Here is a 24,602-nt window from a genome sequence, read left to right on the forward strand (position 1 = left end):
CGAAGGAGAATCGCTGGAAGATATAAGAGAAAAAATGGAAGCGAATGAATTAGTACAGGACTATTTAAAAGCTGAAAATGAATGGAGTCAATTTGTAGAGGAGTTTTTCCAGCAGAGAAATGAAGAACTGGATTTTGATATAACCTCAGCCCTGGGAGGCTGCTGTTAAGGAGGGAATATTTTTGCAAGAAGAAATTGAGACCAGTACTCAGAGTTACAGCGAAAAATTGGCTGAAACAGAAGCTTATCAGAATATGAAGCAGGCTGAAGAAAGTATACAGGAAAATCAGGAAGCACGTGAATTAATGCGTAAATTTGAAGAAAAACAGCAAGAATGTCAGGTGAAACAGGTTAATGACAATTTAACCAGAGAAGATTTACAGGAGTTAAAAAAGCTGCGGAGACAGGTAAACGATAATGAATTGATTGCTGATTATCAGGCTTGCATGAGGGAATTTCAGAAAATATGTCAGACCAGCATTGAAAAAGCCTCTTCTGACCTGAAATTAACTCTGACCCCTTATTTAGTAAAGCAGTCCTGTTAAATTAACGGGACTTATCTTTAAATTATGTGTTTAAATAATTTCAGCTCAACGAATAATTATCATCAAAACAAAAGCGGGAGGGGGAAAAATGCTGCAGAAACAGCTGATTAAAAAGTTTGCCGACAAAGTTGAAGGCAGCACTTTCAAACTTACTTTCTGGGATGGAGATTCCACATTAATTAATAATGGGGAAGTAAAAGATCCGGAATTTGAGATAATTTTTAGAGAAAAGCTGGATTTGAATGAGATCAGGAAAAGCCCCCAATTGAAGCTTGGTGAAGCCTATATGCAGGAAAAGATCGATATTAAGGGCAAACTGCGTGAAGTTTTGATGACTGGTGCTCAGAATGTGGATAATCTGGCTGATGACGCCCCGGAATACACATATGAAGAATTTATGGACCGCCAAGAAAGATTATCCCAGCAGGAACAGGAACAGGGTGTTAGGGATCATTACGACCTCGGCAATGATTTTTTTCGCCTGTGGCAGGATGAAACCATGACCTATTCCTGTGCTTACTTTACCGATTATGAAAAAAGTTTAAAACAGGCTCAGCTGGCCAAAATCGACCATATTTTAAAGAAATTAAACCTGGAATCTGGCGAGAAATTGCTGGATATAGGCTGCGGCTGGGGCCATCTGGCTGTAAGGGCTGCGAAAAAATATGATGTAGAGGTGCTTGGCATCACACTCAGTCCGGAACAGGTGGAAGGTGCTGAAAAAAAGATAGCTGAAAATAATCTGGAAAATCAGGTAGAGGTAAGAAAACAGGACTATCGCGATCTGGCCGAAGATTCTCCTGAGTTTGATAAAATTGTCAGCGTGGGCATGTTTGAACACGTGGGCAAAGCGCATATTCCAGAATATTTTCAGGCAGTTAACGATATGTTAAAGGAAGGCGGCTTATCTCTGCTTCATACCATAACTCATCAGAAAGAGGACCCCACCCATCCCTGGCTGGAAAAATATATTTTCCCCTGGGGTTATATCCCTTCCTATCGAGAGGTGGTATGGCAGCTGCCGGAGCATTCTTTCTGGCTTATAGATGCTGAAAATATCAGGCGCCATTATGCTCTTACAGCTGAGAGATGGGCGGATAATTTTGCCGCCAGCAGGGAAGATGTAGTGGAAATGTTCGATGAAGAATTCGCCCGGATGTGGGAGCTCTTTTTAGCGGGAGTAGTGGCTACATTTCGCCATATTGGTACCTCGGTTCATCAATTTTTATTTAGCAAAGGTATCAATAATGACCTGCCCCTTACCCGGGATTATATGTATGATTAAATGTTGTGTTAAATGGGAGGAGAGAAAATGGAGCTGGAAAAAGCAGCTAAGGCTCTAGCTCATGAAAACAGGTTAAGAATTTTGAACCTTTTGAGAAAGCAATCTCTATGTGTCTGCGAATTGAGAAATATTATGGGGATTAATCAGTCCAATGCTTCCCGGCATTTAAAAAAGTTAAAAAATGCTGGATTGATCGATTATGACAAAGAAGCACAGTGGGTGTATTATAAATTAAACGAGAAACAAATAGAGCGGTATAACTTCCTTAAAATGCTGCTAGAACAGGATTTTGACCGAGAGGAAACGCTGAAAGAGGATCTTAATAATTTAAAGCTATATAAGAATAGTGAGGTTAGCTGTGAGGAGTTGGATGAAGCTGAGCTATTTTAGAGAGGAGAGAAAAAATTGGAAAAAGACAAAGATATAGAACAAGAAGGTGGAAAAGGCCTGGGAATATTTGAAAAGTATTTAACCGTTTGGGTGGCTATTTGTATTGCAGTGGGTGTATTAATTGGTAGATTTTGGCCTGCTTTCCCCCAAACTTTAGAGCAGTGGGAATATGCTCAAATTTCTATTCCCGTAGCAGTATTAATCTGGTTTATGATTTACCCCATGATGGTGCAGATTGATTTTAGCAGCATTCTGGAAGCCGGCAAAAAGCCAAAAGGGCTAACAGTTACACTGGTTACCAACTGGTTGATCAAGCCCTTTACTATGTACTTTTTTGCCTGGCTATTTATCCGGGTGATATTTTCCGGTTTTATTCCGGCGGAATTGGGCCGGGAATATATAGCAGGAGCAGTTTTATTGGGTGCGGCTCCCTGTACAGCCATGGTTTTTGTCTGGAGTTATCTAAGTGATGGAGACCCCACCTATACTCTGGTGCAGGTTTCTGTCAATAATCTGGTATTGCTTTTTGCTTATGCCCCTATTGTTATGTTTTTGCTGGGATTAAGCGATATTATCGTACCCTGGGACACAATCGTGCTATCAGTTGTGTTATATATTGTAATTCCTCTGGCTGGAGGTTATTTTTCCCGCAGGTATTTAATAAAAACCAGAGGTATTGAATGGTTTGAGAATGTATTTTTATCTAAATTAAGTAACCTGACCGTAATAGGATTGCTGCTTACCCTGATTTTACTCTTTTCCTTTCAGGGAGATACAATTGTAAATAACCCATTTCATATAGTTTTGATAGCAGTACCACTGATAATCCAGACCTTCTTTATCTTTACAATTGCCTATACAGCCAGTAAGCTGTGGAAAATTAAACATTCAGTGGCAGCTCCGGCCGCTATGATAGGGGCCAGCAATTTCTTTGAGCTGGCAGTGGCCACTGCTATAGCTTTATTTGGGCTGCAGTCAGGAGCGGCGCTGGCCACTGTAGTGGGCGTCTTAGTGGAAGTGCCTGTGATGCTCGCCCTGGTAGCAATTGCCAATCGCACTCGACACTGGTTTCCTTCATCAGAAGCAGAAAAAATTGGTGAAGTGAAGACTAAACCTCAACAGGATAGTAGGAGTTAGTCCGAGGGTAGTCGATGTAGTTGGAAGTTTTGTTAGATAAAAAATAGGTTTATTTTTATATATGGTTGTAATCAAATATACCTGAGGGATTTATTGAGTGAGGTATGCCGCTAAAATTAATGATTTAATACCAGCAAAGGAGTGATATTATGCAGGAGGAACATGAATTAGGGTTTTTTGAAAGATATCTCACTGTCTGGGTAGGATTATGTATAATAGGGGGACTAGCACTGGGGCAGATATTTCCCGGTCTTGCTGACGCTTTTGAAGCAGCAGAGATAGCAGGTTATCCTGTTCCCGTAGCTATTGCCCTGTTTTTAATGATTTATCCCATAATGGTCCAGACTGATTTTAAGAAGATATTAAAAGCCGGTAAATCGACCAAGCCTATTGCCACGACACTTATCTTAAACTGGGCTGTAAAACCATTTACCATGGCTTTTGTGGCCTGGCTTTTCATGAGGGTCATCTGGAGTCCTTTTATTGGTTATGAGTTGGGCAGCGAATTGATGGCAGGTATGATCCTGCTCGGCATAGCCCCATGTACAGCAATGGTATTGGTCTGGGGCTATCTTTCCCGGGGCAATATGGGACACGTAGTTGTCATGGTAGCTATTAATTCGCTCTCGATGGTTGTCCTCTACGGCCCATTGGCCGTGCTGCTTCTGCCGGTGGCTGATGTGCCGGTTCCTATCGGCAGAGTTGCTTTTGGAGTGCTGGCCTATGTGGGTCTGCCGCTGGTAGCCGGACACTTTACCAGAAAGAAACTGCTGGAAAAACAGGGAAGAGAGCGTTTCGAGGAATTTACCTCCAAACTGCATTATGTTTCCACGGCAGCTTTATTATTTACAATAGTGATGATTGTAGCTCCTCAATCTGAACTGGTTTTGACCAACCCTCTGCTGGTACTGCTGGTGCTGGTGCCTCTGACGATTCAGGTGCTTACTATTTTTGGAATAGGCTATTATGCCTCCAAAAAATTGGGGCTTCCCTATGATGATGCTGCTCCTACAGCCCAAATAGCAGCCAGCAATCATTTTGAAGTGGCTATAGCTATGGCAATAACTCTCTTTGGCGTCGATTCAGGAGCTACGCTGGCAGCAGTTACGGGAATGTTAATAGAGGTGCCGATAATGCTGATTTTAGTGCGTCTGTGTTTGAAGACCAGAAGTTGGTTTCCACAGGTCCAGGAAGTTTGAACTAGGTGATGTAACAGGAAATTAGATGGTTTAGGGACGAAACCCATCCTTAAGTTATTAGCAGGGATGGGTTTTGCTGTCAATATCGAAACGAAGAAATCGCTTCAGCTGAGCTGACTGAATATACTAATCTCAATCTAGCTAAAGGGGAAGACTATCCCCTAGATAAATGGCATGAAGCCATGGAAGTTTTACTTGAAAAATTTGTAGAGGCCAAAATTAATTAACTCCATTTGCTCCGGACGTAGTTTGATATAACCCATTTAAGTATCTATAACTTAGGCTGAAATTTGTTTTCTTCGTTTACTAATACATTTCGTCCATGAGTGTATAATGTTTTAACCATATCATCCATACATTTCAACATAGCCAAGATTTACATTCTGCGATTAGTGTAAACTACTAAGCACACATAAAAACGCCACCTGCTAGCTGGCGAGAGCAGGTGGCAAAAAAGTTTGGGGAATACATAGACTATCATTTTGTAAATAATATAGCACAAAAAAGCTAAACTGACAAATAGATTTTAATTTCCGTTTCATTATAGCCAATATGCTTTAACATAGTAAAATTTGCGTAAAATGAACGTTCCACGTAATTTATCTTCTCAACCCTATTCTACTTAATACTTTTTATTTCTGAGTTCTATGCTAACTGGGGTTAATAGCTCCAGCTCTTTTTATTTTAGCAATGCTTTTATAAAATAAACATTGCACATAATCTCCTGTTTTACGACATTTTACCTTACCTGATCTATGTAAAACTCCCGGCACATCAGAAAAAATACAGACACAAAAAACACAACAAATATCTGACGATTTTTTATGAAAATTGAGTTATATTTAGGAATAGTGGAAGCGCTTACACTAGTAGGATAACAAGTGCTAAAGAAAGTGAAAATATAAGATAGATTAAAAACTGGTGCCCGTAAAATCTGGATATACGATTAGGGATATTCATGAGAGGACCTGTAGTTTATAAAAAGAAAGCGAAAAAATTATAATGAAATCGCAGCTAATTATCTACAGAAATAACTGACATTTTTTGGTGATGGTGATTTACGAGACAATGTTTATAAATTCAAGAAGCTTGAAAAGACAAATGACCAAATATTGAGTGAAAATATATTTTTTGTGGCAGTCCATTATTGGGCTGCTTTTTTTGTTAATGACGCAAATGACGCTTCTGAGGAAAACCTTTTTTATATAGCTCAATAATTATATTATAAATAATTATCTTTATAATAGAGCCTAGTTTTATCAAACTCCGTCATTAGCGTCATTAAGTGTTTTTTTTGACTTAAATAACATATTTACTAACAACCTCATGAAATATAAAAAAAGCAGATGGGTTATAAGTAAGAACTCAATAAAAAAATGCCACCTGTATGATGATCTTAGATGGCGTTAATATTTTAGCTGATACACTTAGTTAGTCGTTTGAGGCTTCTTGTTTTTTGCGCGATTTTCGGACCCGATACCTATTCCCACAGGCAGAAGAACAATACTTCGCGTTTAATTTTCTCCCATCCTTCCCTGTTATAAAAGTTTTTCTGCACTCCTTACATATTTTTATTTCCTGATTAGAATCAATTATATTCCTGAGATACATAATATTGAGAGTTTCAAGCAAACATTTAGTTTTAAATTCCATTCTGTGATTATCCTTTTTATCCTTGACTACTGAAACTTTGTAAGAAGTAGGTAAGGTTATTTCGTCTGTAGGGGGTTCAGAACTACCAGTTTCTTCTTTTGAAATTTCTTTTATATGAGAATAAAGTTTTGATAGAGCATTCCGGGACTTTGTGAATGATATAAGTTCAGTGTAAGCTTTCTTATTAAAATCTTCTTGGACTGGCAGTGGATAGGGATATTTTGTGAAAAAATATTTAGCATAGTCATTGTATTTAACTATATTGGCTATTATTTTATCATCATAAGTTTCCAAATTCTCGGGGATTGCAGCTTTATGAGACATATAAACTAAATAATGCTCTTTATAATTATCATCAGGGCGAACAACAATTATGTCTTCAATATCAGCAAACATGCTTCCAAGCAAACCATATTTATTAGCGAAATTGCGATATTCGCGAGCTTGGTGCTGAGCTTTCTGCTTTAACCATTCGTTAAATTCTTTTGAATTCTCTTCACTTACTTCTTCACTAAAATTTTCTTTACTATCAAATTCTTTCAATAAATTTATATAATCTCTAATTATCTCAGGGTATTTATCATAAGGATTATATGTTTCCACTTCTGCATCTTTCTCTGGTTTTATCCTATAATGACCCAAAGTATGTTCTGCTTTTACAATTTCATAACTGCTGCATCTCCACCAGCTGTCAGAATTCCTTAATAAATCGGGAGCTTTCCTATAATTGGAAAAAAACATTTTTAAATTACCTCCTTTTTTTATGTCAGAGTCCTGTTAAGTTATATGGTTCTTCTCCACTTCCGTTGATAGAAACCGTCTATAATTCCTCATATGGGGATATGTTATCAGCATCTTTAATTGCAGAAGATAGAAAAAGTAAATGCCATATTTCAAATACTTTATAAAAAACCAGCAAATAGAGGAGTTAGTATCTCTGATAATCCAATATATATTGCAATTCCACCAACTGTTTTGGAGAAAAGCCAGTTATATTAACTCTTTGATTTTAAAAATTTGGTTGTCTGAAAATTTCTTTAAATGCTAGTATTTTAGAGTATAACGGAGTATATCGCATTTAATCTCTGATAAAGATTTAATGAAATTCAATGTAATGGGATGTAATTGTTTTTCCGTTACATATATTGCTTTATAATGATTATAGTCAAGATTAAGAACAAAATCAAACACTTTTTAACTCTAAAGGAAGAGAAATTTTTATGGAGGTGAAAAAAATGAAAAGATTAGCTCAAGAAAGAAAGAAAAAAGAGATGAGTCAGTCTGATTTAGCTTTTGAACTTAGAATACAGCCTTCTACCTTGAGCAAGATTGAAAATGGCAGATTAAAACCATATGATCCTGTAAAAAACAAACTGGAAAACTTTTTCGGCATGGAAATTGAAGAACTGCTGGAAGATGTTGAAACTGAAGAAATTTAGTCATGAAAATTGCATCCCAAGTGACAATGAATTTTTCCGAAAAAAACAGAAGCAAAATTTAAAAGCTGCCCCTTCCCCCGGATAGGAGCAGGAGCAGCTTTTGAAATGGAGCTACTTAAGAGAATCTCTATTTTAATTATAACTTTAAAAATGAATTTATGCAAAAATATCAGGAGGTATATAAAATATGGAAGCTATAAATGAATACAATATCAATAAAATTTTAAGAGAAGCTGAAATAGAAAAAATAGTAGAAGAAGATATAGGAGAATTAAAATCTACTGGTAATGGTGAATTAGTGAGCTATCATAAAAATAAGCATAATTCAGAAAGTAAATCTTCATTGTATGTCAATCCAAAAGAGGGAGTTTATCACTGTTTCAACTGCGGCGAAGGTGGCACGGTGATCGACTGGCTTATGAAAAATCGAAGCCATTCATTTCCCGAAGCTGTTGAATATTTGATTGAAAAATTCAATGTAAAAATACCGGACATGGACCCGGAAGAAAAAGAAAAATTTGAAAAAAGAATTCAGGAAAAGAAATTAGTCGAAAACATCTATTTTGCTGCTGCCAAAAGATTGAATGAACAAATGCAGAATGACAACTATGAATGGCTGCAAAATAAATATGGTATTAAAAAAGAAACTGCGGATAATTTACTGATAGGTTATTCTTTACCTTCTAAATATAGTCTCAAAAATTATCTCCAAAAAGAAGAAGACTTTGAAATAGATGAGCTGAAAAAGTCCGGTCTTTTCGTGAAAGATTATGATCTATTCCAGGGAAGAATAGTTTTTCCTTACTGGAAAAACAGGAAACCCGTCTTCTTCATTGGCAGAAAAACAGAAAACACCCCCGATAATAATTGGGAGCAAGGGAAATATAAAAAGCTATTAACTTACAGTGAAAAAAATTCATATGTTAGCGAGACTGTTCAAAATCAATATTTCTTCGGTGAGGATACGGTGGAATATGAAGAAGCTCTTTTGATCACAGAAGGGATTACAGATGCAATAATGGCCCACCAGGCAGGCTTTCCCTGCATTAGCCCGGTCACAGTACAGTTTCGGGAAGATGATTATGACAAGCTTTTAGACATAGCAGAAAAAGCTGAAAAAGTTTATATTGCAAATGACAATGAAGAAAGTGAAGCAGGCAAAAAAGGCGCGTTAAAAACAGCAAAATTTCTGCAGAAAAATGGAGTTAAAGTAAAGTTGATAGAATTGCCAAAGCCAGATGACCAGGAAAAAATAGACCTGGCAGATTTTCTGCGAGAAAATTCAGCTTCGGATTTTAAAAATCTTATGGATGAAGCTCAGACTCCTCTTGAGTTAGCTATCGAAAAGGTCAAAAATGCTCCTGCGGATCAGAAAACGGAGATAGCCAATGAAGAGGTTTTCCCGCTTCTGCTCAAAGAAAATGCCATTGATCAGGATAAATATCTGAAAAACCTTCAGGATGCTTTCGGTGGTCAAAGAGATGTCAGAATATCAACGTTGCGTGACAAGCTGGAAGAAAGGGAAGAAAAAGAGGAAAAGAAGAGGAGAGAAGAAGAATTTGATGATTATTGGGAAGGCCCGATCCAGCCTTTAGAAATAGAGAACAATTTTTATGCAGAAAAGTATTTTGACGAAGATAATGAAGTCAAAGTAGATCCTCTATGTAATTTTATATTAAAAATTGAGGAGAAATTAAAACTGCCGGCTTCTGAGAAAATATTTAAAGGCAAAATAAAATTCGAAGATGGAGAGGAGAAGGAAATTTCCCTTCAAGCCAAAGATTTCACCTCTAACAGGGATTTCCGGCAGGCTTTACCTGCAAAAGCATCCTGGCTTGGTAAAAATTCACATCTCCAGAGATTAAGAATAAATCTAGACATTCAGAATTTCAAAGAAATAGAAGCTGTTGAAGTAGCCGGGCGTCATGGCAGCCAAATTGTTCTGCCAGAATTGATTTTGAAAAATGAAGATGAAGAGGAGAAAAACTTAAAATTATATACTGAAAGAAATTCCCTGGCAGATAAAATTCCTTCAGAAATCCCAAAGGAAGAAGAACTCAGAAAGGCAGCGGAAAAAATTTATAAAAACTTACCCCGGATTAATGACCCGGAGATAACTTTCGGAATAATTGGCTGGAATTTTGCTCTCCCGTGGTGCGATATTATCAGGACTGAACCTTCATGGGGCGGCTTTCCTCATCTTGTAATCTGGGGGGAAGCGGGCAGCGGTAAAACTCAAACTGGAAAATTGATTTGGCGCCTAAATGGAGTTAGCTCTTCTCATGAGCCCTTTTCTCTACCGAATACGAGGTTTACACGTCTAAAAAATTATTCAGCCACCAATCTTGTGCCTGTGTTTTTGGACGAATACAGGCCGTCCGCCTGGCATAAACGAAGGGTCAGTTCCATACATGAGGAGTTGCGAAACATCTACAATAAAAACTCAGCGGAGCGAGGTACAGCATCGCAGAAAATTAATTCTTATCCCATGGCTGCTCCTGTGATTCTCTGCGGAGAAGATCGACCGAGAGATACACTGGGGCTGGATGAGAGGATGATTATTCTCAGGCCTGACAAGGATGTGGTAGAAGGCAATATTAAAAAATTCCAGGGTTGCCGCGAACACTTTGCGGAACTGCAGAGAGCAAACATGGAGAAATTCGCCATACCATATTGGCGCTGGGCACTAAAGAAATATAATTGGAAAGAAATATTGGAAAATGAACGCAGAGAAATTTCTGAATGGGCAAATCAAAGTACAAAAATCAATTCAACTGAGAGGATCACCAATAACCTGGCAATCATTAAATTCGGCTGGGTAATGTTCAGAAAATATGGTGATTATTTAGGAATTGAACCGAATAATCTGATCGAAGACGATATAGAGTCAGCTCTTTTAGCTATATATAACAATATAATCCCCGAAGGGAAACAGTTGGATGAGTTTGATAAATTGATGAAGCTTTTAACCAATATGGTTGAAAACAACCAGCTTCGTTATAGGGTAGATTTTTCCAAACTGAAAAGAAATGATAAAAAATATTTGGCGATCAGACTGAATCCTATATTGGACAAAGCGAGAGAGTATGCAGATAAGACGAACTACAAACAAGAGATCCTGAGCAAAGACGTCTATAGACAAATGGCTAAAAGAAAAGTAAAAAGAAATTCATATATCACCGCAACAGGTAAGAGAGCCTATTACGGAAGTAAAGAAAATGGAAAGCAACTGAGATCAATCATCATAGACCCAGAAAAGATGGAAAAAGACTTGGACATTGAAAGTGCAATCTGGACGTCAACTTTCAAAGATAGAATATGATGACAGCTTTCTCTCTCAACTGGTTAAACTGTCTCTGAAGACAGCTATGAGACAGCTATGAGACAGCTGATAATATATGATATATCAACTGTTATAGCTATTATTATTATTTATAAGACAGTAAATATAAATAATATATATAATATCAGGAGATATTATATAAAATAATATACCCTTAAAATAATATATATATTACATCATGGGGGGGTGGTAAAAAACTGTCTCAAAGACCCCAAAACTGCTTATAATTACTGACATAACAACGATAAGGAGGTGTCTCACTCTGTGTCTCTGGTCAATGTTCAGGAATAAAACTTTAACAAATGAAAAATAATACCCCTCAGTTGCGTATTTATAGTCAGAAAAAAGCACTTCAGATAATTTAACAAAACTCAAAAATATTCAGGAGGAATTAAAAATGACTAAAAACAAATTAAAGTGCATTAACGGAACCTCTACAGAAAAACTCAATAGCATTCTAGAAAATAAAAAGATAGCCAAAAAAATAATAGATGAAAGATTTAATAGAGATGGTTTTGAATCAGTAGGAGAATTACTTGATATTGAGGGAGTTAATAGAGATTTATTGGTAAAAATCTCAAGAAAGTTTACTATAAAGAAAGAATCGGTGAGCTATCATCGAATGAAGATAGAGGTGCCCAAAGAGAAATTTCAAAAAGCATACTTCCTGATTTCTAAAACTCATTTTACCGGAGGTGAACCTTTAATAAGAAGTGGTGACTCAAAAAACTACAACTTCGAACTCGAATTGATGGTGAGTCCTGAGGAAGAACATGAGTATAAGAAAAGAAATAATTTATTAATGAAATAATGCCCTCCCAGTTACTTATAAGTATAATGAAGGAAGAAAAAGCCCTTACTTCCTGTGAGTAGGGGCCTTTTTCTTTGCCTCAAAAAATTGGAGGTGATAACGGAAAAAACTTGTCGGCCAGAAAAAGACTACTTTTTAAAACCCAAACCGAAGGAGGATATTCATGAAAAAAGCATTATGTTTTACCGCGACATTATTCCTCATATTCTCAATGACTACTTTTGCCGCACCCAGGAATTTAGAATGGGGCCTTAGCATTTCCGAGGTAGAATCTCTGGAAGAAGAAAAAGATGACAGCCGATTTTTAGAAAAGGAAGATGGCCAGCTAACCTATAGGTTAGAAAAACATGACCTTGAATTTAGGCTCATCTACGGCTTTCAAAAAGAAAACCTCTATAGGGCAACATATGTAACCCGCGGTGATGAAATGGACAGAATCAATGGGTTTATGACGATGGAGTTACTGCTTTTAGAATATGGCAGCACGGAAAAAGAAGAAAGCGAATGGCATCCTGGAGCAGCCAGGTTTCAGTATGATATTGACTCTTTTGAGGATTATCAGTTTGCCTTCTTAAACGAGCACCTTTCCTATATGACCTTCAGGAGCACCGAGGCAAGTCAGATTGTCAATGTAATATCTACCGAAGATGGTATTCTGCATGCCGTAATTCACGCGGATAAGGAAAAGGAAAACCTCTATGAGATATTCAGCGGCCAGCCCGACCTGGAGTTTTAACCGGAATAAGCTGAAATTTTGGCGGCCGTTTTTCTCATAAGCCTAATGAAGAAAAAGAAGGTGATATCAGCCGGCATCTTTACAGCTTCAAAACAAAAAACACCTTAAAGAGTGGAATTAGTCACTTCAGCCCAGCCTTAACCCTCTCAAATAACTCCTTTAAAGCCTAAAGCGAGAATAACCTGCAAAATTTATAGAGGGAGGTGATCGTTTGATATCCAAGCTGGCTTTAATCATCATAGCCCTAAAACTTATCCTGGCGGGCATTGACAACAGAAAGGCTGTGAGGAGAGTGGCCAGAGATTATGACGTCGATTTCTCAGAGCTTTGGAAACTTATACCCGACAAATTTAAATGAAAAAAGTTCACCCTGCCGTTAAGCAGGGCTTTTTAATTTGTCAAAAACAAAAAAACGGGAGTGATTTTAATGAGCAAAGGCAAAGAATTAGCCAAAATCATGCGCAAAAGCTACGAGGTGGTCATAGGCAAAAGGGAAGATGGCTTTATAGTCACCGACAAGCAGATACTGGTGAAGATGGATGGCGATCAATTCCGGGAGTTTTTCTCCAAGTACAACAGCTACAAATCCACCGTTGATATTCCCTTCGAGTTCGAAGGCCTTATCTCCTCCGCTAAAGACAGGCCTTTCACGGAGGCTAATATGAACCTGGATATTATCTTCAATCAACTTTCCGAAGCCGATAAGGAAGTGGAATTTACCGACTATGCCAAGCTATTGGATTCCGGTATCACCGCCCGCGTCTATAAAGCCGGTGAGGAGCTGGGATTAATCAAAGAAAAATACAAGTTCCTCTTCGAGATGGGAGATGAGTATAGGACCGAAGGCAGGAAAAACTCCATCTTCATACTGAATGAGGGAGAAATCAGGGCAGTGCTTATGCCCATAAACAATGGAGACTCCTCTGTCAGAGAAGAACTCAAATCCTTGCTCGGCCTAAAATCCGATAAAAAGCTGGCTCAAACCGCTTAAACCCAACCTAAACTGGAGGTGAAAAAAGTGGCTGAACCCGCCCACAAGCTGGATAACCTGGAGATAGAGGTTAAACCCGCGGAAGAAAGGGAAGAAAAAAGTGGCTTTGTGATCGACAACGATGAGAAGGCAAGCTGGGCTTTGAGGAAGGTAAGAGATATGAAGAGAAAGCAAAAAGCCAACGAAGAGTTAGCCCAGGCGCAGATAGAGAAGATAAAGGAGGATATACAGGAAATAAAATCCTGGCTTGATGATGAAAATTCCAAAATCCAGAACAATATCGACTTCATGAAGGAAAAGTTAGAAAACTACGCCCACAGGCTCAGGGATGAAGATCCTGACCTCAAGACTTATAATCTCCCCTTCGGTGCTCTCAAGTTCAGAAAGCAGCGGCCGAAGTGGAAGTATGATGAGGACAAGCTTTTGGACTTCGTGGAGAATAACTTCGAGGATGCGCTTAAGATCAAAAAGAAGGTAAGCAAGCGCGAGCTGAAAAAGCAGGCTGAGGTCACCGGCAACAAAGCTGTAATCGAGGACACCGGTGAGGTAATCGAAGGGGTCACTGTGACACATCCGCCGGAGAAGTTCAAGGTAGATGTAAAGGAATAAAAAAATACAGGCCTACCTGCTCTGCTCACAGGGCAGGTAGGCTTTTGCCTTATTCAAAAATCATAACTGGAGGTATTTAAAAATGAGCGAAGTTGTAAAAACACAGGAAAACAGCGGAGAAAAAATGAGCTTCACGCAGGAAGAGATAGAGACAATCAAAAATACCGTGGCCGCAAAGGCCAATCAGGATGAACTCAAGATGTTTTTGACCGTAGCCCAGAAGTACGGCTTGGATCCCTTCAACAAGGAGATTTTCTTCTGGAAGATAAACGGCAAGCCGCAGATCATGACCAGCCGCGATGGTTATTTAAAAATAGCTGACAGGCACCCGCAGTATGATGGCCTGGTGAGCGATGTGGTAAGAGAGCAGGATCAGTTCAAGCGCAGAACCGACGGTATTGATCATGAATACGGTACCGAGAGAGGCGATATTATCGGAGCCTATGCTTTAGTATACCGCAAGGACAGAAGTTATCCCTTCTATGCTTTTGCTCCCTTCGCTGAATACAAAGCAGGGAGCAGAGTCTGGAATAACTATCCTTCGGCCATGATCTTAAAGGTGGCCGAGAGCATGGCCTTAAAGCGAGCCTTCACTGTATCCGGGCTTGTCTCCAGAGAGGAGATGGAAGTAACCAGGCTGGAAAACGAGGAAAGGATGGCTTCCAGGCAAAATGACAGTGAAGATGAGATTGACATAACACCGAAAGCTCAGGATAAAAGCAGAGAAAAAATAGCTGACAAGGATCAGGAGAAGAAATTGACCGAAAGAGAAAAAGAAATCAAAAAGTTGGTCGAGGGAAGCGGTGAACTGAGAGAGGAGGTTTTGAACTATCTATCATATATCAAAGAGAAAAATGATCTGGAGAAGGTATCACTGGCTCATTTGGATGAGGAAGAATTCGCGGAATTGAAGGGTATTCTGGAAAACATCAAGAGTATGATAGCGATGTCAGCTTCTTAAGGTGGGGTGACTATATTGAAAGCTAAAATTAGCAAATACGGGCTGAGATTGGTCAAAGAGGACAGAAAAGAATATGAGCTGGAAGTAGAGGAGATCATAAAGCCGGAAGACGCAAGACGGATTTTCGTGGAGACCATGGAACTCAATAACCGCACGGAGGAAGTTTTAGCTATGCTCACCGTAAGCGCCCGGAATTCGCTTCTGGGCGCTTTTGAGGTATCAGTGGGTTCGCTTTCTCGCAGCATCTCCAACCCTAGGGAAATATACAAAAGGGCAATTTTGCAAAACGCTGCCGGCATCATTTTAGGCCACAACCACCCATCCGGGGCAACAAAGCCCAGCAGCGATGATATTGAGATAACCAAGAAGGTGTCTGAAGCCGGCGATCTTCTGGGTATTACTCTGCATGATCACATCATAATAGGCGGAGATGAATTCATATCGCTGAGGGCGGAAGGATATTTGTAAATGCTGATAGGCCTGGCTGTCTTAAAAAAGCCGGGCCTTAAAATTTTTAAAGAAAGGAGTATTAACATGAGCAAATCTCCTGCAGAACTTCAGGAGCGATTAAAAAAGCTGGAAGAGAAGTTCATCGATTACCTCAATGAAGAAAGGTTGGAGGATGAGGCCAAGTTCGTCCCGCTTATAGAAGAACATTTCTTCTATCTGGCGCTTGAGAAACTGAGAGTGCAAAATAGAGATGAGCTGGCGGAGAAATTATTTACAGGTGTAAACCGAAACTTCGTCATTCAAAAGCTGGGGTTTAAAAGGAGGTACATTCACACCGAAAGCGAGAGTTTTGTGGAGGTGGGATTTGAAGAAATTATCCGCTTTGGCAATAAGGCGATGTGGGATGATTTCGGGCTCGATATGGGGCCGGAAATAAAGGAAATGATGGAGGGTAAGCAAAATGCTGGCTGAATGCGAGGTTTGTGGTAATGATCTAACTCCGGAGAAACCCTATCTTGGTGATGAAGCCAACGCCTACGCCCAGGCTTTGTGCGGTAAATGTGGAACTGAGTTCGAATTTCGCTACGAGCTTGTGGATAGGCATATCGAAAAGCGCGGAAGGGAGGTAAGTTAAAATGGGTGATAAAGTGAAGGAGCTTATGGAATCGCTGGAAGAGAAAATTGAAGATGTGCAGGATTCTAAGGAATTTAAGGAGATGCTGGAGTTTTTCAGCAAATTTCATGACTATAGTTATCACAATACGCTTTTGATCAAGATGCAGAAGCCCGATGCTAGTTATGTAGCTGGCTACAGGCAATGGCAGGATAAATTTAATCGTCACGTGAAGGAAGGGGAAGAAGGCATAGCCATCCTGGCTCCTTTTACCTACACGACTACGGAGACGAGAATCAAAGAGGTTATGACGGCTGAAGGAGATCTTGAGAAAAAAGAAGTAGAAGAGGAGGTGAAAAGGACATATTTCCGGCCTGTATATGTATTCGATATCTCGCAGACTGAAGGTGAGGAAGTTCCTGAGCTGGATATGAGCTTAGATGATGATTTCAGTTTACTTCTCTCTCCGCTTGAAGAATTTGCTGATGAAAAAGGTATAGAGCTTATCTATAAAGAGCTTTCAGAAGGCTTTAAGGGCTTTTCTAAGGAGAATAAGATAGTGTTGGAATAGTAACGCCAATGATACGGAAAAAGCGTCCACATTGGTTCATGAATTAGCTCATATAATGCTGCATGTGAAAGATGATGGGGAGAATCTCACCAGGGAAGTAAAGGAGATGGAAGCTGAAGCTGTAGCTTTTGTGGTCATGAATCATTTCGGTCTGGAAATTAAATCGGACAAATATCTGGCTCTTTATAAAGAAAGCTATGATCTGAAAAAGAGTTTGGATAGGATAAGCAATGTATCGCAAAAAATTTTGGCTTATTTAAAGCAAAATATCACCGAGGAGGCGGTATAATGTTGAAAGGAAAAAAGTTAGCTCAGATGTTCAGAACTGATAATAGGATTTTGGTCAAGAGGTTAGAAGAAGGTTATTGGCTTTCGAACACCTATGTTTTGGTTCGTGTAGGTAATAAGGAAGGAAGTAAGTTCATTGGTAAGTGGAATGATTATAAAACAACTGACTTTATACCTCATCTTAATCCTGGTGACACTTATGAGATAAGTTCCCGCAGGACGAGGATGGTTGAAGATAGTGATCCTCTGGGTGATCTGATAAAAAGCATCGATAAAGATTCTCTTCAGAAAGTCACAATAACGGAGCTAAGTAAAATAAGTGGTGATGAGAGCAGGAGAATATACAGGTGTGGTGACAGGCTGGGATTATATAGCAATAAATATCAATTCATTATCGAAGAATTGAAGCCCTCGGAAATTAAGGCTGAAGGGCTCCTGTCGCCATTGGTATTATTGGATAAGAATGAGGATGTTATGGGCTTAATTATGCCTCTGCGAGCTGATGAAGATGAAATAAAGGAAAAGCTTAAGAAAATAGCCAGTTAAAAGTCAGTATTCTTTAAAAGGCTCCATGTTCACTGCATGGGGTCTTTTTTCTTTTTATTTGGTGCAGGACAATTTTTGGTGTTATTATGATAAAAAGCGGGGATCAGCCGAGGAGGGATAATATGGCAGGTGTCAGAATCAACAGGGATTTTAGAGATAGGTTAAATAGTAAGAAGAGAAAAAAAGCTTAAAGAATTGAAAAATCTGCTGATAGATTTAAAACTTTTAAATCCTATCCAGTATGACAGTGCTGAGTTTGTAATAGACTGTGATCTTGAGTGTAAAAAAGTTTATATTGCTTTAAACCATCCCGAAAACTTAGAAGAAGCTAGAGTTTCCAGGTTAAGAAGGAAAATCAAATTTCTCCTGCAGGATTTGGAGATGAAAAATATTAAGGTAGGAGAAAATAAAGATAAGATATTTTTCAACTTCGACTAAAAACATAGGGAGGCTAATCTGTGAAGAAAAAAGAATGTCCTGAGTGTGGAGAGATCATCTGTGTTGAAGAAGAAAGAAGTATATGGCGGTGCAGTTTCTGCGGAGAAGATATTGCTAACATAAATTCCAGGAAAGTAGATAAAGAGGAATGTTAGGGGTGAGGGTTTAAGCTTTAATATAAAGATTATATACTCTTTTTACTTTGATTACAGGACAGGAGGTAAAAAATGAGGTGTACTAGGTGCGGCAGTGAGGATATCATTAAAGAAAATGAAATTGATAGTGTAATAGATGATGAAATATTAAAAGTTTGTGATAGCTGTGGGCATAGTTGGTGGAGTTACATTAATTCCAGCGCAAAAAGCTGAATCTAGGAAGAAAGAAGATAAAGAGTATAAACAAATCATAGTACTTCAAGCCCCAAGAATTGAAGAAGGCCGTATATTTAACCCTGTGAACCACATATTTTAAATTTGCAGAATTTTTTGTAATTAATCCTGTGGTTGTTATTATTAATGCAGAAGTACCCTCGGGAAGGGGGAGCAATAGATGGTAGAAGTTAGTGTTAGTATAGATAAAAAGCTGAGGAATAATTTGGATGCAGAAGGCAGGAAGGTCCTCAAAAATATAAAGAATAACCTGAAAGATTTAAGACAGCACATCCCTATCCAGTACAGAGAAATAGATTTTACAATCAGCTGTGATGTGGATAAAAAGAAAATATATGTCGAACTCAATAATCCGTCAGAATTTGCAGAGGACACTGCTGATAATTTAATAAATAATGTCATAGAAATGCTGAAAGGTTTAAGCTTAGAAGACATAATAGTAGATAAGTCAGACTCTAAAGCAAAAATTATGTTTTCTTTGGGAGATAATGGAGAGTTAAGAGGTTGTGAGTAATATAGAAGGAATAACTCTTGGTAAAGACTGATAAATGAGAAAGGAGTTATACATGCTATGAAAATTAGCTGCCTGGAATTTAGAAAAACTTTACAGGGAAATTTATTTTTAACATCATCATTGATATATATTCTCTTCCACAACTTTATTTTTTTCTTTTTACCGCTGATAATTATGCAGCTGACCAGGAAGAAGACTTTATTGATGAGTACTTGGCGGAATCTATCTTAAGAAAGAGAAATTTCCGAGAAATTAACTGATAGGAGAAGCTATATCTCACTGGGAGCGGATGGATTTTCCCCTATTGGGTAAAGCTTTGGGAGAGATTGCAGAAGAACGGCCCGAAGATTTTGATTTTGCTTTGGACAGCTTAATACAAAAGGCGGAAAAACAGATAGAGCAGGCAGATATTCTATTGCGAGAATATTTGATTTTAACCATCGTGACCACAGTGGCATAAAATAGATCAATAATATAAAGAAGCTTAAAAACTGGGATTACGATTAATCGTGCCTTCTATGACATTAATTGGGGCTTAACCGCGTTTAATAAAAAATAAACAGCTCTAGTTGCCAATAATCGCATTAAACAAAAACTTCTTTTTTACGATTAATATAAGTGATGACAGAATGAATGAAGCAGTTATTCTCTTTATCAATTATCAGGGGAAGGGGTTTAAAATGAAATTTTTTAAATGCCAGAATTGTGGTGGTCAAGGGTATGAGGCTGATCTTTCAAATATCAGTTTGGAAACACCAAGAAAATTTATCCTAAGAGTTATATGTGAGGATTGCGGAGCAGTAAATCAATTGAATTTTACTCTTTCAGATGTCGAACTTTTAGAGAAAGCTCAATAATGGACTGTCCAGAGTGCAGCAGCAAAGAAGTTAGAAAGGGTACTCTTGTTGAAGAAGGCGAAGAGCAGAAATATTTGATATGTGAAGAATGCAGTCATATGTGGGAGCAGAGTTAGTATTTATGTACTATAAAGATTCTGCAAAAGATATAATAATCTCGTGATAAAAGCAAGACAATTAAGTTTTTACATATCTTCTCGTTCTAAAAAATTTCGGGCAGAGATAATCTTTGGCCTTTCTAAATCAAGAGCAAAGAAATCTTTATCTCCAGTGATAAAACAATCGACATCCGCATTGATTGCTGAAACTAATATAGGCAAATCTTTTTCGTCTCTGATATCAGGATATTTTTCTTTGTTAATTTTTCTGGGAGTATAAACTGATTCATAACTTAATTGTGTTAAAAACTCTTCCATATCATCTTTTTTATCAGGAAATTTCTCATCAAATACCCTATGCATTTCCTTTTCAATTTGATCGCACAGCACCAATTTGTGTTTAAATAAAACGGTATTGACCAGCTCGGCAGGAACGGAATCAGAAGATAAAACAGCTGATATAAGTATATTTGTATCAACCATTATCCGCATAATTTTCCTCCCAAATCTCTTCTCTTGCTTTTTCGACAGCTTCTGTAACATCTTCTTCTGCAGTCATTCCTGCTTCGGCAGCTTTACCTTCCATGGAGTTTTGAAATTCTTTCATCGCTTCTAAAGAGGCATTTAGCAAATAAATTTGACCTTCCTCTTCTACGAATAAGACTTTATCTCCCTCATCCAATTTTAATTTTTTTCTGATTTCTGCTGGAATAGTGATTTGACCCTGGGAAGAAACACGGGCAATATCCATAAATTTTCACCTCCATAGGTGTATAGGTGTTGATTAGAGTGTTCTTTAATTTCTTTAATTTCTTTATTTATATTATAACATAATTCTTTAAGCAAATGTAGACTTTTTTATTTTAAAACTAATAGCAAAACTGTTTTTTTTATAAAATCCAACTCTCTCCGTAAGACTAGTTTTTTATATTCTTATATATATTCTTTATTATAAATATATTTGTATTCTATATTTACATATATATTCTTTTATATAAATATTTAGGTTCAAAATATAAACAAATTCATATTTGTATTTACATATATATTTATGATATTATGTAAAACAAAGAATAAATAGGGGGATACATATGAAGAAAAAAATAGCTATAGTAAATCAAAAAGGTGGTGTAGGCAAAACCACTACTGCAATTAATTTAGGAGCTATAATTGCGGAGACTGGTGAAAATGTATTACTAGCTGATTTGGACCCTCAGGCTAACATGACAACTGGCGTAGGATTTTCTGCTGAAAAATATTTAACTATTTATGAAATATTAACGGAGGACAGAAAACTTACTGAAGCTATCTGTGAGAATGTTATTGAAGAAAAAGGGTGGGGAAAGCTAGATTTAATTCCTGCCGATATTAAAATGGCCAATGCAGAGTTAGAACTTTCAGGAGAGTTAGGACGAGAAATGTTGCTCCGCAAGTCATATGAGGCGGCTGAAAAAAATCTAATGCAAAATAATTATGATTATATGGTTATGGATACTAATCCTTCTTTAGGATTACTGACAGTAAATGCGATGATGTTAGCTGATAGCGTCATAATCCCTTTAGAACCTAGCCAGTTTTCTGCGGATGGTATGGATAGATTACTTGAAATAATTAAAGAAATTAAAGATAACTTTAATGATAATCTTGATGTAGAAGGGCTTTTAATTTGCCGAGTTGATGGCCGAACTAAAATGGCGGATAAATTTTATGAAGACTTCAAACAGGAATATGGTGACTTTGTATTTGATACCGCAATTCATGTTAATGTTGCTTTGAGTGAAGCACAACACGAAGGCATGCCAATAAATCTTTATAAACCTAACGCTAGCGGAGCCAAAGAATATAAGAAATTAGCAAAGGCGGTGATGATAAATGAGTGAAGATAAATTTAGCAACAAAAAATCAAAAGGTATCTTAGATGGAATCAAAGAAGGACCCAAAAGCGCCGAAAAAAAAGAAAATGATCTAGCCGAAAAAGCTCGCAAAAGAAACCGAGTAAAAAGAACCTATTCTTTACGAGAAGATATACTGGAAAAATTAGAAGAATTAGCAAAAAAACATGAAAATATAAATAAATCAGAAATTGTAGAAATAGCCCTGGAAGAACTATATGAAAAATACGCATAAATTAAGCTTGAAATATTAGAAATACCAAGCTATTATTAACTCTTCAAACAACCTGTTTTATTTCTATACGTAAATAAATTTATATTCCTATATTAATATGAATATTTACAAGCACAAACATAAATATATTCTTTTATTTATTTATATAAAGTAATATATTTGTATTTAAACTTAGAAATATAAATACGCTTATATGTCCATATATATTTATATTTAAATTGCCCTTATTCCCAGCAAATAGGCAAGCTTAAGGTTTTAATTATAGCAAATAACATGATATAATAAAGCAAAATAAAAACCGCCTCACTAGGAAGGGAGGCGGCTAAGAAAATCTCCTTGTCATGTATAAGTTTATCACAGATGCAATCTTGGAGCAAATAATATCTAAAGCCGAGCCCTTCCTAGTGACCTTCATAGGGAGGGATTTATATTATGCGAAAATTAAAAAGAGCAGTTATTAAAGAAGAACTAGTAGAAATAACTGGTAATTACAAGCTAGCAATAGTTCTTAATCAGCTTTTATACTGGGCAGAACGAGTTGGTTCTAAGCGATATAAGAAATGGTTAGAAGAAGAAAGTAATAGAAAATTAGATGAGGTTAATGATTTAAAAGGCGGTTGGATTTATAAATCAGCATCAGATTTAAAAAATGAAATTATGTTAAATGTAACTACTAAAACCATTAGAAATTGGTTGAAAAAATTAGTCGAACAGGGTTTTTTATTGGAAAGAAATAATTCTAAAAATAAAATGGATCAAACAAAGCAGTATAGAATAAATGCCATTAAATTAGTACGAAAATTAGAAAAAGAAGGTTATCATCTAGAAGGTTACAAATACGATGAACTGCTAAGATCTTTGGCAGCTCGGAATCGAAATAATTTCGGTTCCAATTGTAATGATTTCGATTGCAATGAAAATAATTTCGGTTCCAATTGTAATGATTTCGGTGCAATACCAGAGACTACATCAGAGATTACAACAAAGACTACAAAGAATAAAACCGAAGAAGAAGACGCGCGAGCCCGCGCGAAGGGAAGACCTGAAAACCCCCAACCCCCCGATACCAGCCAATCAGAATCAGACACTCCGAAAGTAATTGCAGAAAAGTTTGAGGAGATATTTAACAGAAAGCTTTCGATCGATTTCTATAACAAGATGAAAGATATCTATAGCGATCCGAAGATTTTACTTCATGCGCTCAGGATAGCTGAAGAAAAAGGTGACAAACCCGCCTATGTTCTGGCAATTTTGAAGGATTGGTCCAAAAATGGCTTGGGTACTGTAGATATGATAAACGATTACATAGAGGATAGAGCTGCCGAAAAGAAGGCAAATACTTATAATAACAATAACAGAAATGAAGTGAATAAAAACCCTGAATATGACGAAGAATTGGTAGAGAAATTACAGGACCCTGAGTATCTAAAAAAGAATAGAGGCTGGCACTGAATCCAGTTAACTCTTTTCTTACATAGGGTAAAATGGGTAAAATGAGCAGAAATAAAAAAAACAGGCTGGCATTACTTTCTAAAACCTTATATAAGCTCTTATAAAGCCGATATAAAGGATTTATTTTTAATTGAATGGATATATACATAATTAAAGAAACTCTTTTTATAAAGGCAAATAAAGATGCTTGCAGCTAAAGGAGGTTGGAGAACATAATATGAGCAATAACATCCAGGGTTCTTTATTAAGTGAAATGCAAAAAAGCGGAAAAGAAGTGAAAGTATTTTTAACCAATGGCTTTCAGTTGAGCGGAGAGGTAATTGGATTTGATAATTTTACAATTATCCTGAATGATAATGGTCAGCAGAAATTAATTTACAAGCATGCTGTGTCTACCATTGTGCCTGAAGAAGAGGTAAATGTAGGTTGAGCATGGAATTAATGTAAAAAGGGAAATACAAGATATTAGAGGTGATATTACAGTGTCTGGTATTAACCTTCAGCATAATTTTTTGGAAAAGATAAAAAATGAGGAAATTAAAGCAACAATATATCTTAAAAATGGAGTACAAATTGAAGGTTATATAGAAGATTATGGTCAGTATACTATTGTGATCAACAGCAGCGAAGAGACGCAGATGATATTAAAAAGTGGTATCACAACGATAGAACCAGAAAAAAGGGTTAATGATTATTTTCCTGATGAGTTTTAGATTATGTGCGATAACTTTTTGCCCTATTCGTGATTTTAAAAACCAGAAGAAGGATTGGAAAATGAAATTTAGATGCAGAGCCTGCGGAGCAAAATATGAGGCCATGAAATGGAATAATGCTGCTCGAGATGTAGTAGATGAGAATGAGTTCCAGCCTATTCAGAATGTCTATGATTCCGATAGATTATGGTATTGCCCTAACTGCAGCGAAGATAAGGCTGATGTTAGAGTGGAATTAATAGAGGAGTAAGGTTAACTATCTGGTGGATTTTAAGAGAAGAAAATGAATTATTAGAATGCAATTACCGAGGAGAATATAATATGAGCAGAAGCAAAGATTTTAAATAACTTGAAATGCGGACATTTGTCCTCCCCCTAAGCTGCTGGACATCGTAGCAGCTATAATATAGTATTAAGTCCAAGGGAGGACAAAAAACCATGGCAAAA

The 24,602-nt window shown here is 37.3% G+C and carries 35 protein-coding genes; 32 read left to right on the forward strand and 3 right to left on the reverse strand.

Features of this window, described 5'->3' with window-relative positions; translation table 11 throughout:
• Positions 1–182 precede the first annotated feature (182 nt).
• From BLT15_RS10665 to arsB (BLT15_RS10685), 5 genes are all read left to right on the forward strand, one after another.
• Positions 183–545, forward strand: a complete 363-nt coding sequence (locus BLT15_RS10665; protein ID WP_089761559.1) for a YlbF/YmcA family competence regulator — start codon at positions 183–185, stop codon at positions 543–545.
• Between the two features lie 88 nt (positions 546–633).
• Positions 634–1,830: an SAM-dependent methyltransferase gene (locus BLT15_RS10670; RefSeq protein WP_089761562.1), complete on the forward strand. Its 1,197-nt coding sequence runs from the start codon at positions 634–636 to the stop codon at positions 1,828–1,830.
• A 27-nt stretch (positions 1,831–1,857) separates the two neighbouring features.
• Positions 1,858–2,220, forward strand: coding sequence for an ArsR/SmtB family transcription factor (locus BLT15_RS10675; RefSeq protein WP_089761564.1), 363 nt, complete (start codon positions 1,858–1,860; stop codon positions 2,218–2,220).
• A 15-nt stretch (positions 2,221–2,235) separates the two neighbouring features.
• Positions 2,236–3,357 carry an ACR3 family arsenite efflux transporter gene (gene arsB / locus BLT15_RS10680; RefSeq protein WP_089761566.1) on the forward strand — a complete coding sequence of 374 codons (1,122 nt, stop codon included), beginning with the start codon at positions 2,236–2,238 and terminating at the stop codon, positions 3,355–3,357.
• Positions 3,358–3,506: 149 nt separating this feature from the next.
• Positions 3,507–4,556, forward strand: coding sequence for an ACR3 family arsenite efflux transporter (gene arsB / locus BLT15_RS10685; RefSeq protein ID WP_089761568.1), 1,050 nt, complete (start codon positions 3,507–3,509; stop codon positions 4,554–4,556).
• 1,431 nt (positions 4,557–5,987) lie between these two features.
• Here arsB (BLT15_RS10685) and BLT15_RS10690 read toward each other — a convergent pair.
• Positions 5,988–6,950: a CGNR zinc finger domain-containing protein gene (locus BLT15_RS10690; protein WP_089761570.1), complete on the reverse strand. Its 963-nt coding sequence runs from the start codon at positions 6,948–6,950 to the stop codon at positions 5,988–5,990.
• A 120-nt stretch (positions 6,951–7,070) separates the two neighbouring features.
• Between BLT15_RS10690 and BLT15_RS13285 the strand changes: the two genes are divergently transcribed.
• The 21 genes from BLT15_RS13285 to BLT15_RS10770 all read left to right on the forward strand — a co-directional run bounded on the left by BLT15_RS13285 (position 7,071) and on the right by BLT15_RS10770 (position 19,765).
• Positions 7,071–7,208, forward strand: a complete 138-nt coding sequence (locus BLT15_RS13285; RefSeq protein ID WP_159429911.1) for a hypothetical protein — start codon at positions 7,071–7,073, stop codon at positions 7,206–7,208.
• Positions 7,209–7,444: 236 nt separating this feature from the next.
• Entirely contained in the window at positions 7,445–7,648 is a 204-nt protein-coding gene (locus BLT15_RS10695; protein WP_159429912.1) for a helix-turn-helix domain-containing protein, read from the forward strand.
• A 187-nt stretch (positions 7,649–7,835) separates the two neighbouring features.
• Positions 7,836–10,970, forward strand: coding sequence for a CHC2 zinc finger domain-containing protein (locus tag BLT15_RS10700; RefSeq protein ID WP_089761574.1), 3,135 nt, complete (start codon positions 7,836–7,838; stop codon positions 10,968–10,970).
• A gap of 418 nt (positions 10,971–11,388) precedes the next feature.
• Positions 11,389–11,802 (forward strand): hypothetical protein, encoded by a 414-nt coding sequence (locus tag BLT15_RS10705; protein ID WP_089761576.1) that lies wholly within the window; start codon positions 11,389–11,391, stop codon positions 11,800–11,802.
• Between the two features lie 163 nt (positions 11,803–11,965).
• On the forward strand, positions 11,966–12,538 hold the full coding sequence (locus BLT15_RS10710; protein WP_089761578.1) for a hypothetical protein: 573 nt from the start codon (positions 11,966–11,968) through the stop codon (positions 12,536–12,538).
• A gap of 211 nt (positions 12,539–12,749) precedes the next feature.
• The gene (locus BLT15_RS13290) at positions 12,750–12,896 is read left to right on the forward strand and encodes a hypothetical protein (protein ID WP_159429913.1); all 147 of its coding nucleotides are present in this window, start codon (positions 12,750–12,752) and stop codon (positions 12,894–12,896) included.
• Between the two features lie 69 nt (positions 12,897–12,965).
• Positions 12,966–13,529: a hypothetical protein gene (locus BLT15_RS10715; RefSeq protein WP_089761580.1), complete on the forward strand. Its 564-nt coding sequence runs from the start codon at positions 12,966–12,968 to the stop codon at positions 13,527–13,529.
• Positions 13,530–13,556: 27 nt separating this feature from the next.
• Entirely contained in the window at positions 13,557–14,138 is a 582-nt protein-coding gene (locus BLT15_RS10720) for a host-nuclease inhibitor Gam family protein (protein WP_234985596.1), read from the forward strand.
• Positions 14,139–14,220: 82 nt separating this feature from the next.
• Positions 14,221–15,099: a phage recombination protein Bet gene (bet, locus tag BLT15_RS10725; RefSeq protein WP_089761582.1), complete on the forward strand. Its 879-nt coding sequence runs from the start codon at positions 14,221–14,223 to the stop codon at positions 15,097–15,099.
• Between the two features lie 15 nt (positions 15,100–15,114).
• A complete protein-coding gene (locus tag BLT15_RS10730) occupies positions 15,115–15,567 on the forward strand; it encodes a JAB domain-containing protein (RefSeq protein WP_234985597.1) in 453 nt (150 codons plus the stop codon).
• A 66-nt stretch (positions 15,568–15,633) separates the two neighbouring features.
• Positions 15,634–16,020: a hypothetical protein gene (locus tag BLT15_RS10735; RefSeq protein WP_143423068.1), complete on the forward strand. Its 387-nt coding sequence runs from the start codon at positions 15,634–15,636 to the stop codon at positions 16,018–16,020.
• Entirely contained in the window at positions 16,010–16,183 is a 174-nt protein-coding gene (locus BLT15_RS13295; protein ID WP_159429914.1) for a hypothetical protein, read from the forward strand. The genes BLT15_RS10735 and BLT15_RS13295 overlap by 11 nt, the downstream gene beginning before the upstream one ends.
• Position 16,184: 1 nt before the next feature.
• A complete protein-coding gene (locus BLT15_RS10740; protein ID WP_089761586.1) occupies positions 16,185–16,733 on the forward strand; it encodes an ArdC family protein in 549 nt (182 codons plus the stop codon).
• Between the two features lie 31 nt (positions 16,734–16,764).
• Positions 16,765–17,022 (forward strand): M78 family metallopeptidase domain-containing protein, encoded by a 258-nt coding sequence (locus tag BLT15_RS10745; RefSeq protein WP_089761588.1) that lies wholly within the window; start codon positions 16,765–16,767, stop codon positions 17,020–17,022.
• Entirely contained in the window at positions 17,022–17,567 is a 546-nt protein-coding gene (locus BLT15_RS10750; protein ID WP_089761590.1) for a hypothetical protein, read from the forward strand. The genes BLT15_RS10745 and BLT15_RS10750 overlap by 1 nt, the downstream gene beginning before the upstream one ends.
• A gap of 195 nt (positions 17,568–17,762) precedes the next feature.
• Entirely contained in the window at positions 17,763–18,005 is a 243-nt protein-coding gene (locus BLT15_RS10755; RefSeq protein WP_089761594.1) for a hypothetical protein, read from the forward strand.
• Positions 18,006–18,025: 20 nt separating this feature from the next.
• Entirely contained in the window at positions 18,026–18,160 is a 135-nt protein-coding gene (locus BLT15_RS13660) for a hypothetical protein (protein ID WP_089761597.1), read from the forward strand.
• A gap of 72 nt (positions 18,161–18,232) precedes the next feature.
• Entirely contained in the window at positions 18,233–18,373 is a 141-nt protein-coding gene (locus tag BLT15_RS13300; RefSeq protein ID WP_159429915.1) for a hypothetical protein, read from the forward strand.
• 181 nt (positions 18,374–18,554) lie between these two features.
• Positions 18,555–18,908 (forward strand): hypothetical protein, encoded by a 354-nt coding sequence (locus BLT15_RS10765; protein WP_089761599.1) that lies wholly within the window; start codon positions 18,555–18,557, stop codon positions 18,906–18,908.
• A gap of 289 nt (positions 18,909–19,197) precedes the next feature.
• The gene (locus tag BLT15_RS13305) at positions 19,198–19,368 is read left to right on the forward strand and encodes a hypothetical protein (protein WP_234985598.1); all 171 of its coding nucleotides are present in this window, start codon (positions 19,198–19,200) and stop codon (positions 19,366–19,368) included.
• A 169-nt stretch (positions 19,369–19,537) separates the two neighbouring features.
• Positions 19,538–19,765 (forward strand): hypothetical protein, encoded by a 228-nt coding sequence (locus BLT15_RS10770; protein WP_089761601.1) that lies wholly within the window; start codon positions 19,538–19,540, stop codon positions 19,763–19,765.
• Between the two features lie 185 nt (positions 19,766–19,950).
• Here BLT15_RS10770 and BLT15_RS10775 read toward each other — a convergent pair whose 3' ends face one another.
• A complete protein-coding gene (locus BLT15_RS10775; protein ID WP_200769754.1) occupies positions 19,951–20,346 on the reverse strand; it encodes a putative toxin-antitoxin system toxin component, PIN family in 396 nt (131 codons plus the stop codon).
• Entirely contained in the window at positions 20,339–20,614 is a 276-nt protein-coding gene (locus BLT15_RS10780) for an AbrB/MazE/SpoVT family DNA-binding domain-containing protein (RefSeq protein WP_089761605.1), read from the reverse strand. The genes BLT15_RS10775 and BLT15_RS10780 overlap by 8 nt, the downstream gene beginning before the upstream one ends.
• A gap of 340 nt (positions 20,615–20,954) precedes the next feature.
• Here BLT15_RS10780 and BLT15_RS10785 point away from each other — a divergent pair, with 340 nt between their 5' ends.
• From BLT15_RS10785 to BLT15_RS10810, 6 genes are all read left to right on the forward strand, one after another.
• Positions 20,955–21,743 carry a ParA family protein gene (locus BLT15_RS10785; protein ID WP_089761607.1) on the forward strand — a complete coding sequence of 263 codons (789 nt, stop codon included), beginning with the start codon at positions 20,955–20,957 and terminating at the stop codon, positions 21,741–21,743.
• Positions 21,736–21,990, forward strand: a complete 255-nt coding sequence (locus BLT15_RS10790; RefSeq protein ID WP_089761609.1) for a ribbon-helix-helix protein, CopG family — start codon at positions 21,736–21,738, stop codon at positions 21,988–21,990. The genes BLT15_RS10785 and BLT15_RS10790 overlap by 8 nt, the downstream gene beginning before the upstream one ends.
• A gap of 432 nt (positions 21,991–22,422) precedes the next feature.
• Positions 22,423–23,442: a DnaD domain protein gene (locus BLT15_RS10795; protein ID WP_089761611.1), complete on the forward strand. Its 1,020-nt coding sequence runs from the start codon at positions 22,423–22,425 to the stop codon at positions 23,440–23,442.
• A 217-nt stretch (positions 23,443–23,659) separates the two neighbouring features.
• Positions 23,660–23,872: an RNA chaperone Hfq gene (gene hfq / locus BLT15_RS10800; protein WP_089761612.1), complete on the forward strand. Its 213-nt coding sequence runs from the start codon at positions 23,660–23,662 to the stop codon at positions 23,870–23,872.
• 52 nt (positions 23,873–23,924) lie between these two features.
• Positions 23,925–24,155: an RNA chaperone Hfq gene (gene hfq, locus BLT15_RS10805; RefSeq protein ID WP_159429917.1), complete on the forward strand. Its 231-nt coding sequence runs from the start codon at positions 23,925–23,927 to the stop codon at positions 24,153–24,155.
• 61 nt (positions 24,156–24,216) lie between these two features.
• Positions 24,217–24,405, forward strand: coding sequence for a hypothetical protein (locus tag BLT15_RS10810; protein WP_089761617.1), 189 nt, complete (start codon positions 24,217–24,219; stop codon positions 24,403–24,405).
• The last annotated feature ends 197 nt before the right edge of the window (positions 24,406–24,602 follow it).

It is taken from the genome of Halarsenatibacter silvermanii (assembly GCF_900103135.1).
Lineage (GTDB): Bacteria > Bacillota > Halanaerobiia > Halanaerobiales > Halarsenatibacteraceae > Halarsenatibacter > Halarsenatibacter silvermanii.

What these genes read in the sequence shown, in the direction of transcription:
- arsB (WP_089761568.1), top strand. Translation starts at nt 3,507, where the DNA reads ATGCAGGAGGAACATGAATTAGGGTTTTTTGAAAGATATCTCACTGTC.
- BLT15_RS13300 (WP_159429915.1), top strand. Translation starts at nt 18,233, where the DNA reads ATGAGGTGTACTAGGTGCGGCAGTGAGGATATCATTAAAGAAAATGAA.
- BLT15_RS13295 (WP_159429914.1), top strand. Translation starts at nt 16,010, where the DNA reads ATGCTGGCTGAATGCGAGGTTTGTGGTAATGATCTAACTCCGGAGAAA.
- BLT15_RS10675 (WP_089761564.1), top strand. Translation starts at nt 1,858, where the DNA reads ATGGAGCTGGAAAAAGCAGCTAAGGCTCTAGCTCATGAAAACAGGTTA.
- BLT15_RS10750 (WP_089761590.1), top strand. Translation starts at nt 17,022, where the DNA reads ATGTTGAAAGGAAAAAAGTTAGCTCAGATGTTCAGAACTGATAATAGG.
- BLT15_RS10710 (WP_089761578.1), top strand. Translation starts at nt 11,966, where the DNA reads ATGAAAAAAGCATTATGTTTTACCGCGACATTATTCCTCATATTCTCA.
- BLT15_RS10690 (WP_089761570.1), bottom strand. Translation starts at nt 6,950, where the DNA reads ATGTTTTTTTCCAATTATAGGAAAGCTCCCGATTTATTAAGGAATTCT.
- BLT15_RS10780 (WP_089761605.1), bottom strand. Translation starts at nt 20,614, where the DNA reads ATGGATATTGCCCGTGTTTCTTCCCAGGGTCAAATCACTATTCCAGCA.
- BLT15_RS10790 (WP_089761609.1), top strand. Translation starts at nt 21,736, where the DNA reads ATGAGTGAAGATAAATTTAGCAACAAAAAATCAAAAGGTATCTTAGAT.
- BLT15_RS10695 (WP_159429912.1), top strand. Translation starts at nt 7,445, where the DNA reads ATGAAAAGATTAGCTCAAGAAAGAAAGAAAAAAGAGATGAGTCAGTCT.
- BLT15_RS10740 (WP_089761586.1), top strand. Translation starts at nt 16,185, where the DNA reads ATGGGTGATAAAGTGAAGGAGCTTATGGAATCGCTGGAAGAGAAAATT.
- BLT15_RS10700 (WP_089761574.1), top strand. Translation starts at nt 7,836, where the DNA reads ATGGAAGCTATAAATGAATACAATATCAATAAAATTTTAAGAGAAGCT.
- BLT15_RS10670 (WP_089761562.1), top strand. Translation starts at nt 634, where the DNA reads ATGCTGCAGAAACAGCTGATTAAAAAGTTTGCCGACAAAGTTGAAGGC.
- BLT15_RS10735 (WP_143423068.1), top strand. Translation starts at nt 15,634, where the DNA reads ATGAGCAAATCTCCTGCAGAACTTCAGGAGCGATTAAAAAAGCTGGAA.
- BLT15_RS10785 (WP_089761607.1), top strand. Translation starts at nt 20,955, where the DNA reads ATGAAGAAAAAAATAGCTATAGTAAATCAAAAAGGTGGTGTAGGCAAA.
- BLT15_RS10810 (WP_089761617.1), top strand. Translation starts at nt 24,217, where the DNA reads ATGAAATTTAGATGCAGAGCCTGCGGAGCAAAATATGAGGCCATGAAA.
- BLT15_RS10795 (WP_089761611.1), top strand. Translation starts at nt 22,423, where the DNA reads ATGCGAAAATTAAAAAGAGCAGTTATTAAAGAAGAACTAGTAGAAATA.
- BLT15_RS10715 (WP_089761580.1), top strand. Translation starts at nt 12,966, where the DNA reads ATGAGCAAAGGCAAAGAATTAGCCAAAATCATGCGCAAAAGCTACGAG.
- BLT15_RS10705 (WP_089761576.1), top strand. Translation starts at nt 11,389, where the DNA reads ATGACTAAAAACAAATTAAAGTGCATTAACGGAACCTCTACAGAAAAA.
- BLT15_RS10775 (WP_200769754.1), bottom strand. Translation starts at nt 20,346, where the DNA reads ATGGTTGATACAAATATACTTATATCAGCTGTTTTATCTTCTGATTCC.
- BLT15_RS10770 (WP_089761601.1), top strand. Translation starts at nt 19,538, where the DNA reads ATGAATGAAGCAGTTATTCTCTTTATCAATTATCAGGGGAAGGGGTTT.
- hfq (WP_089761612.1), top strand. Translation starts at nt 23,660, where the DNA reads ATGAGCAATAACATCCAGGGTTCTTTATTAAGTGAAATGCAAAAAAGC.
- BLT15_RS13305 (WP_234985598.1), top strand. Translation starts at nt 19,198, where the DNA reads ATGGATTTTCCCCTATTGGGTAAAGCTTTGGGAGAGATTGCAGAAGAA.
- bet (WP_089761582.1), top strand. Translation starts at nt 14,221, where the DNA reads ATGAGCGAAGTTGTAAAAACACAGGAAAACAGCGGAGAAAAAATGAGC.
- BLT15_RS10765 (WP_089761599.1), top strand. Translation starts at nt 18,555, where the DNA reads ATGGTAGAAGTTAGTGTTAGTATAGATAAAAAGCTGAGGAATAATTTG.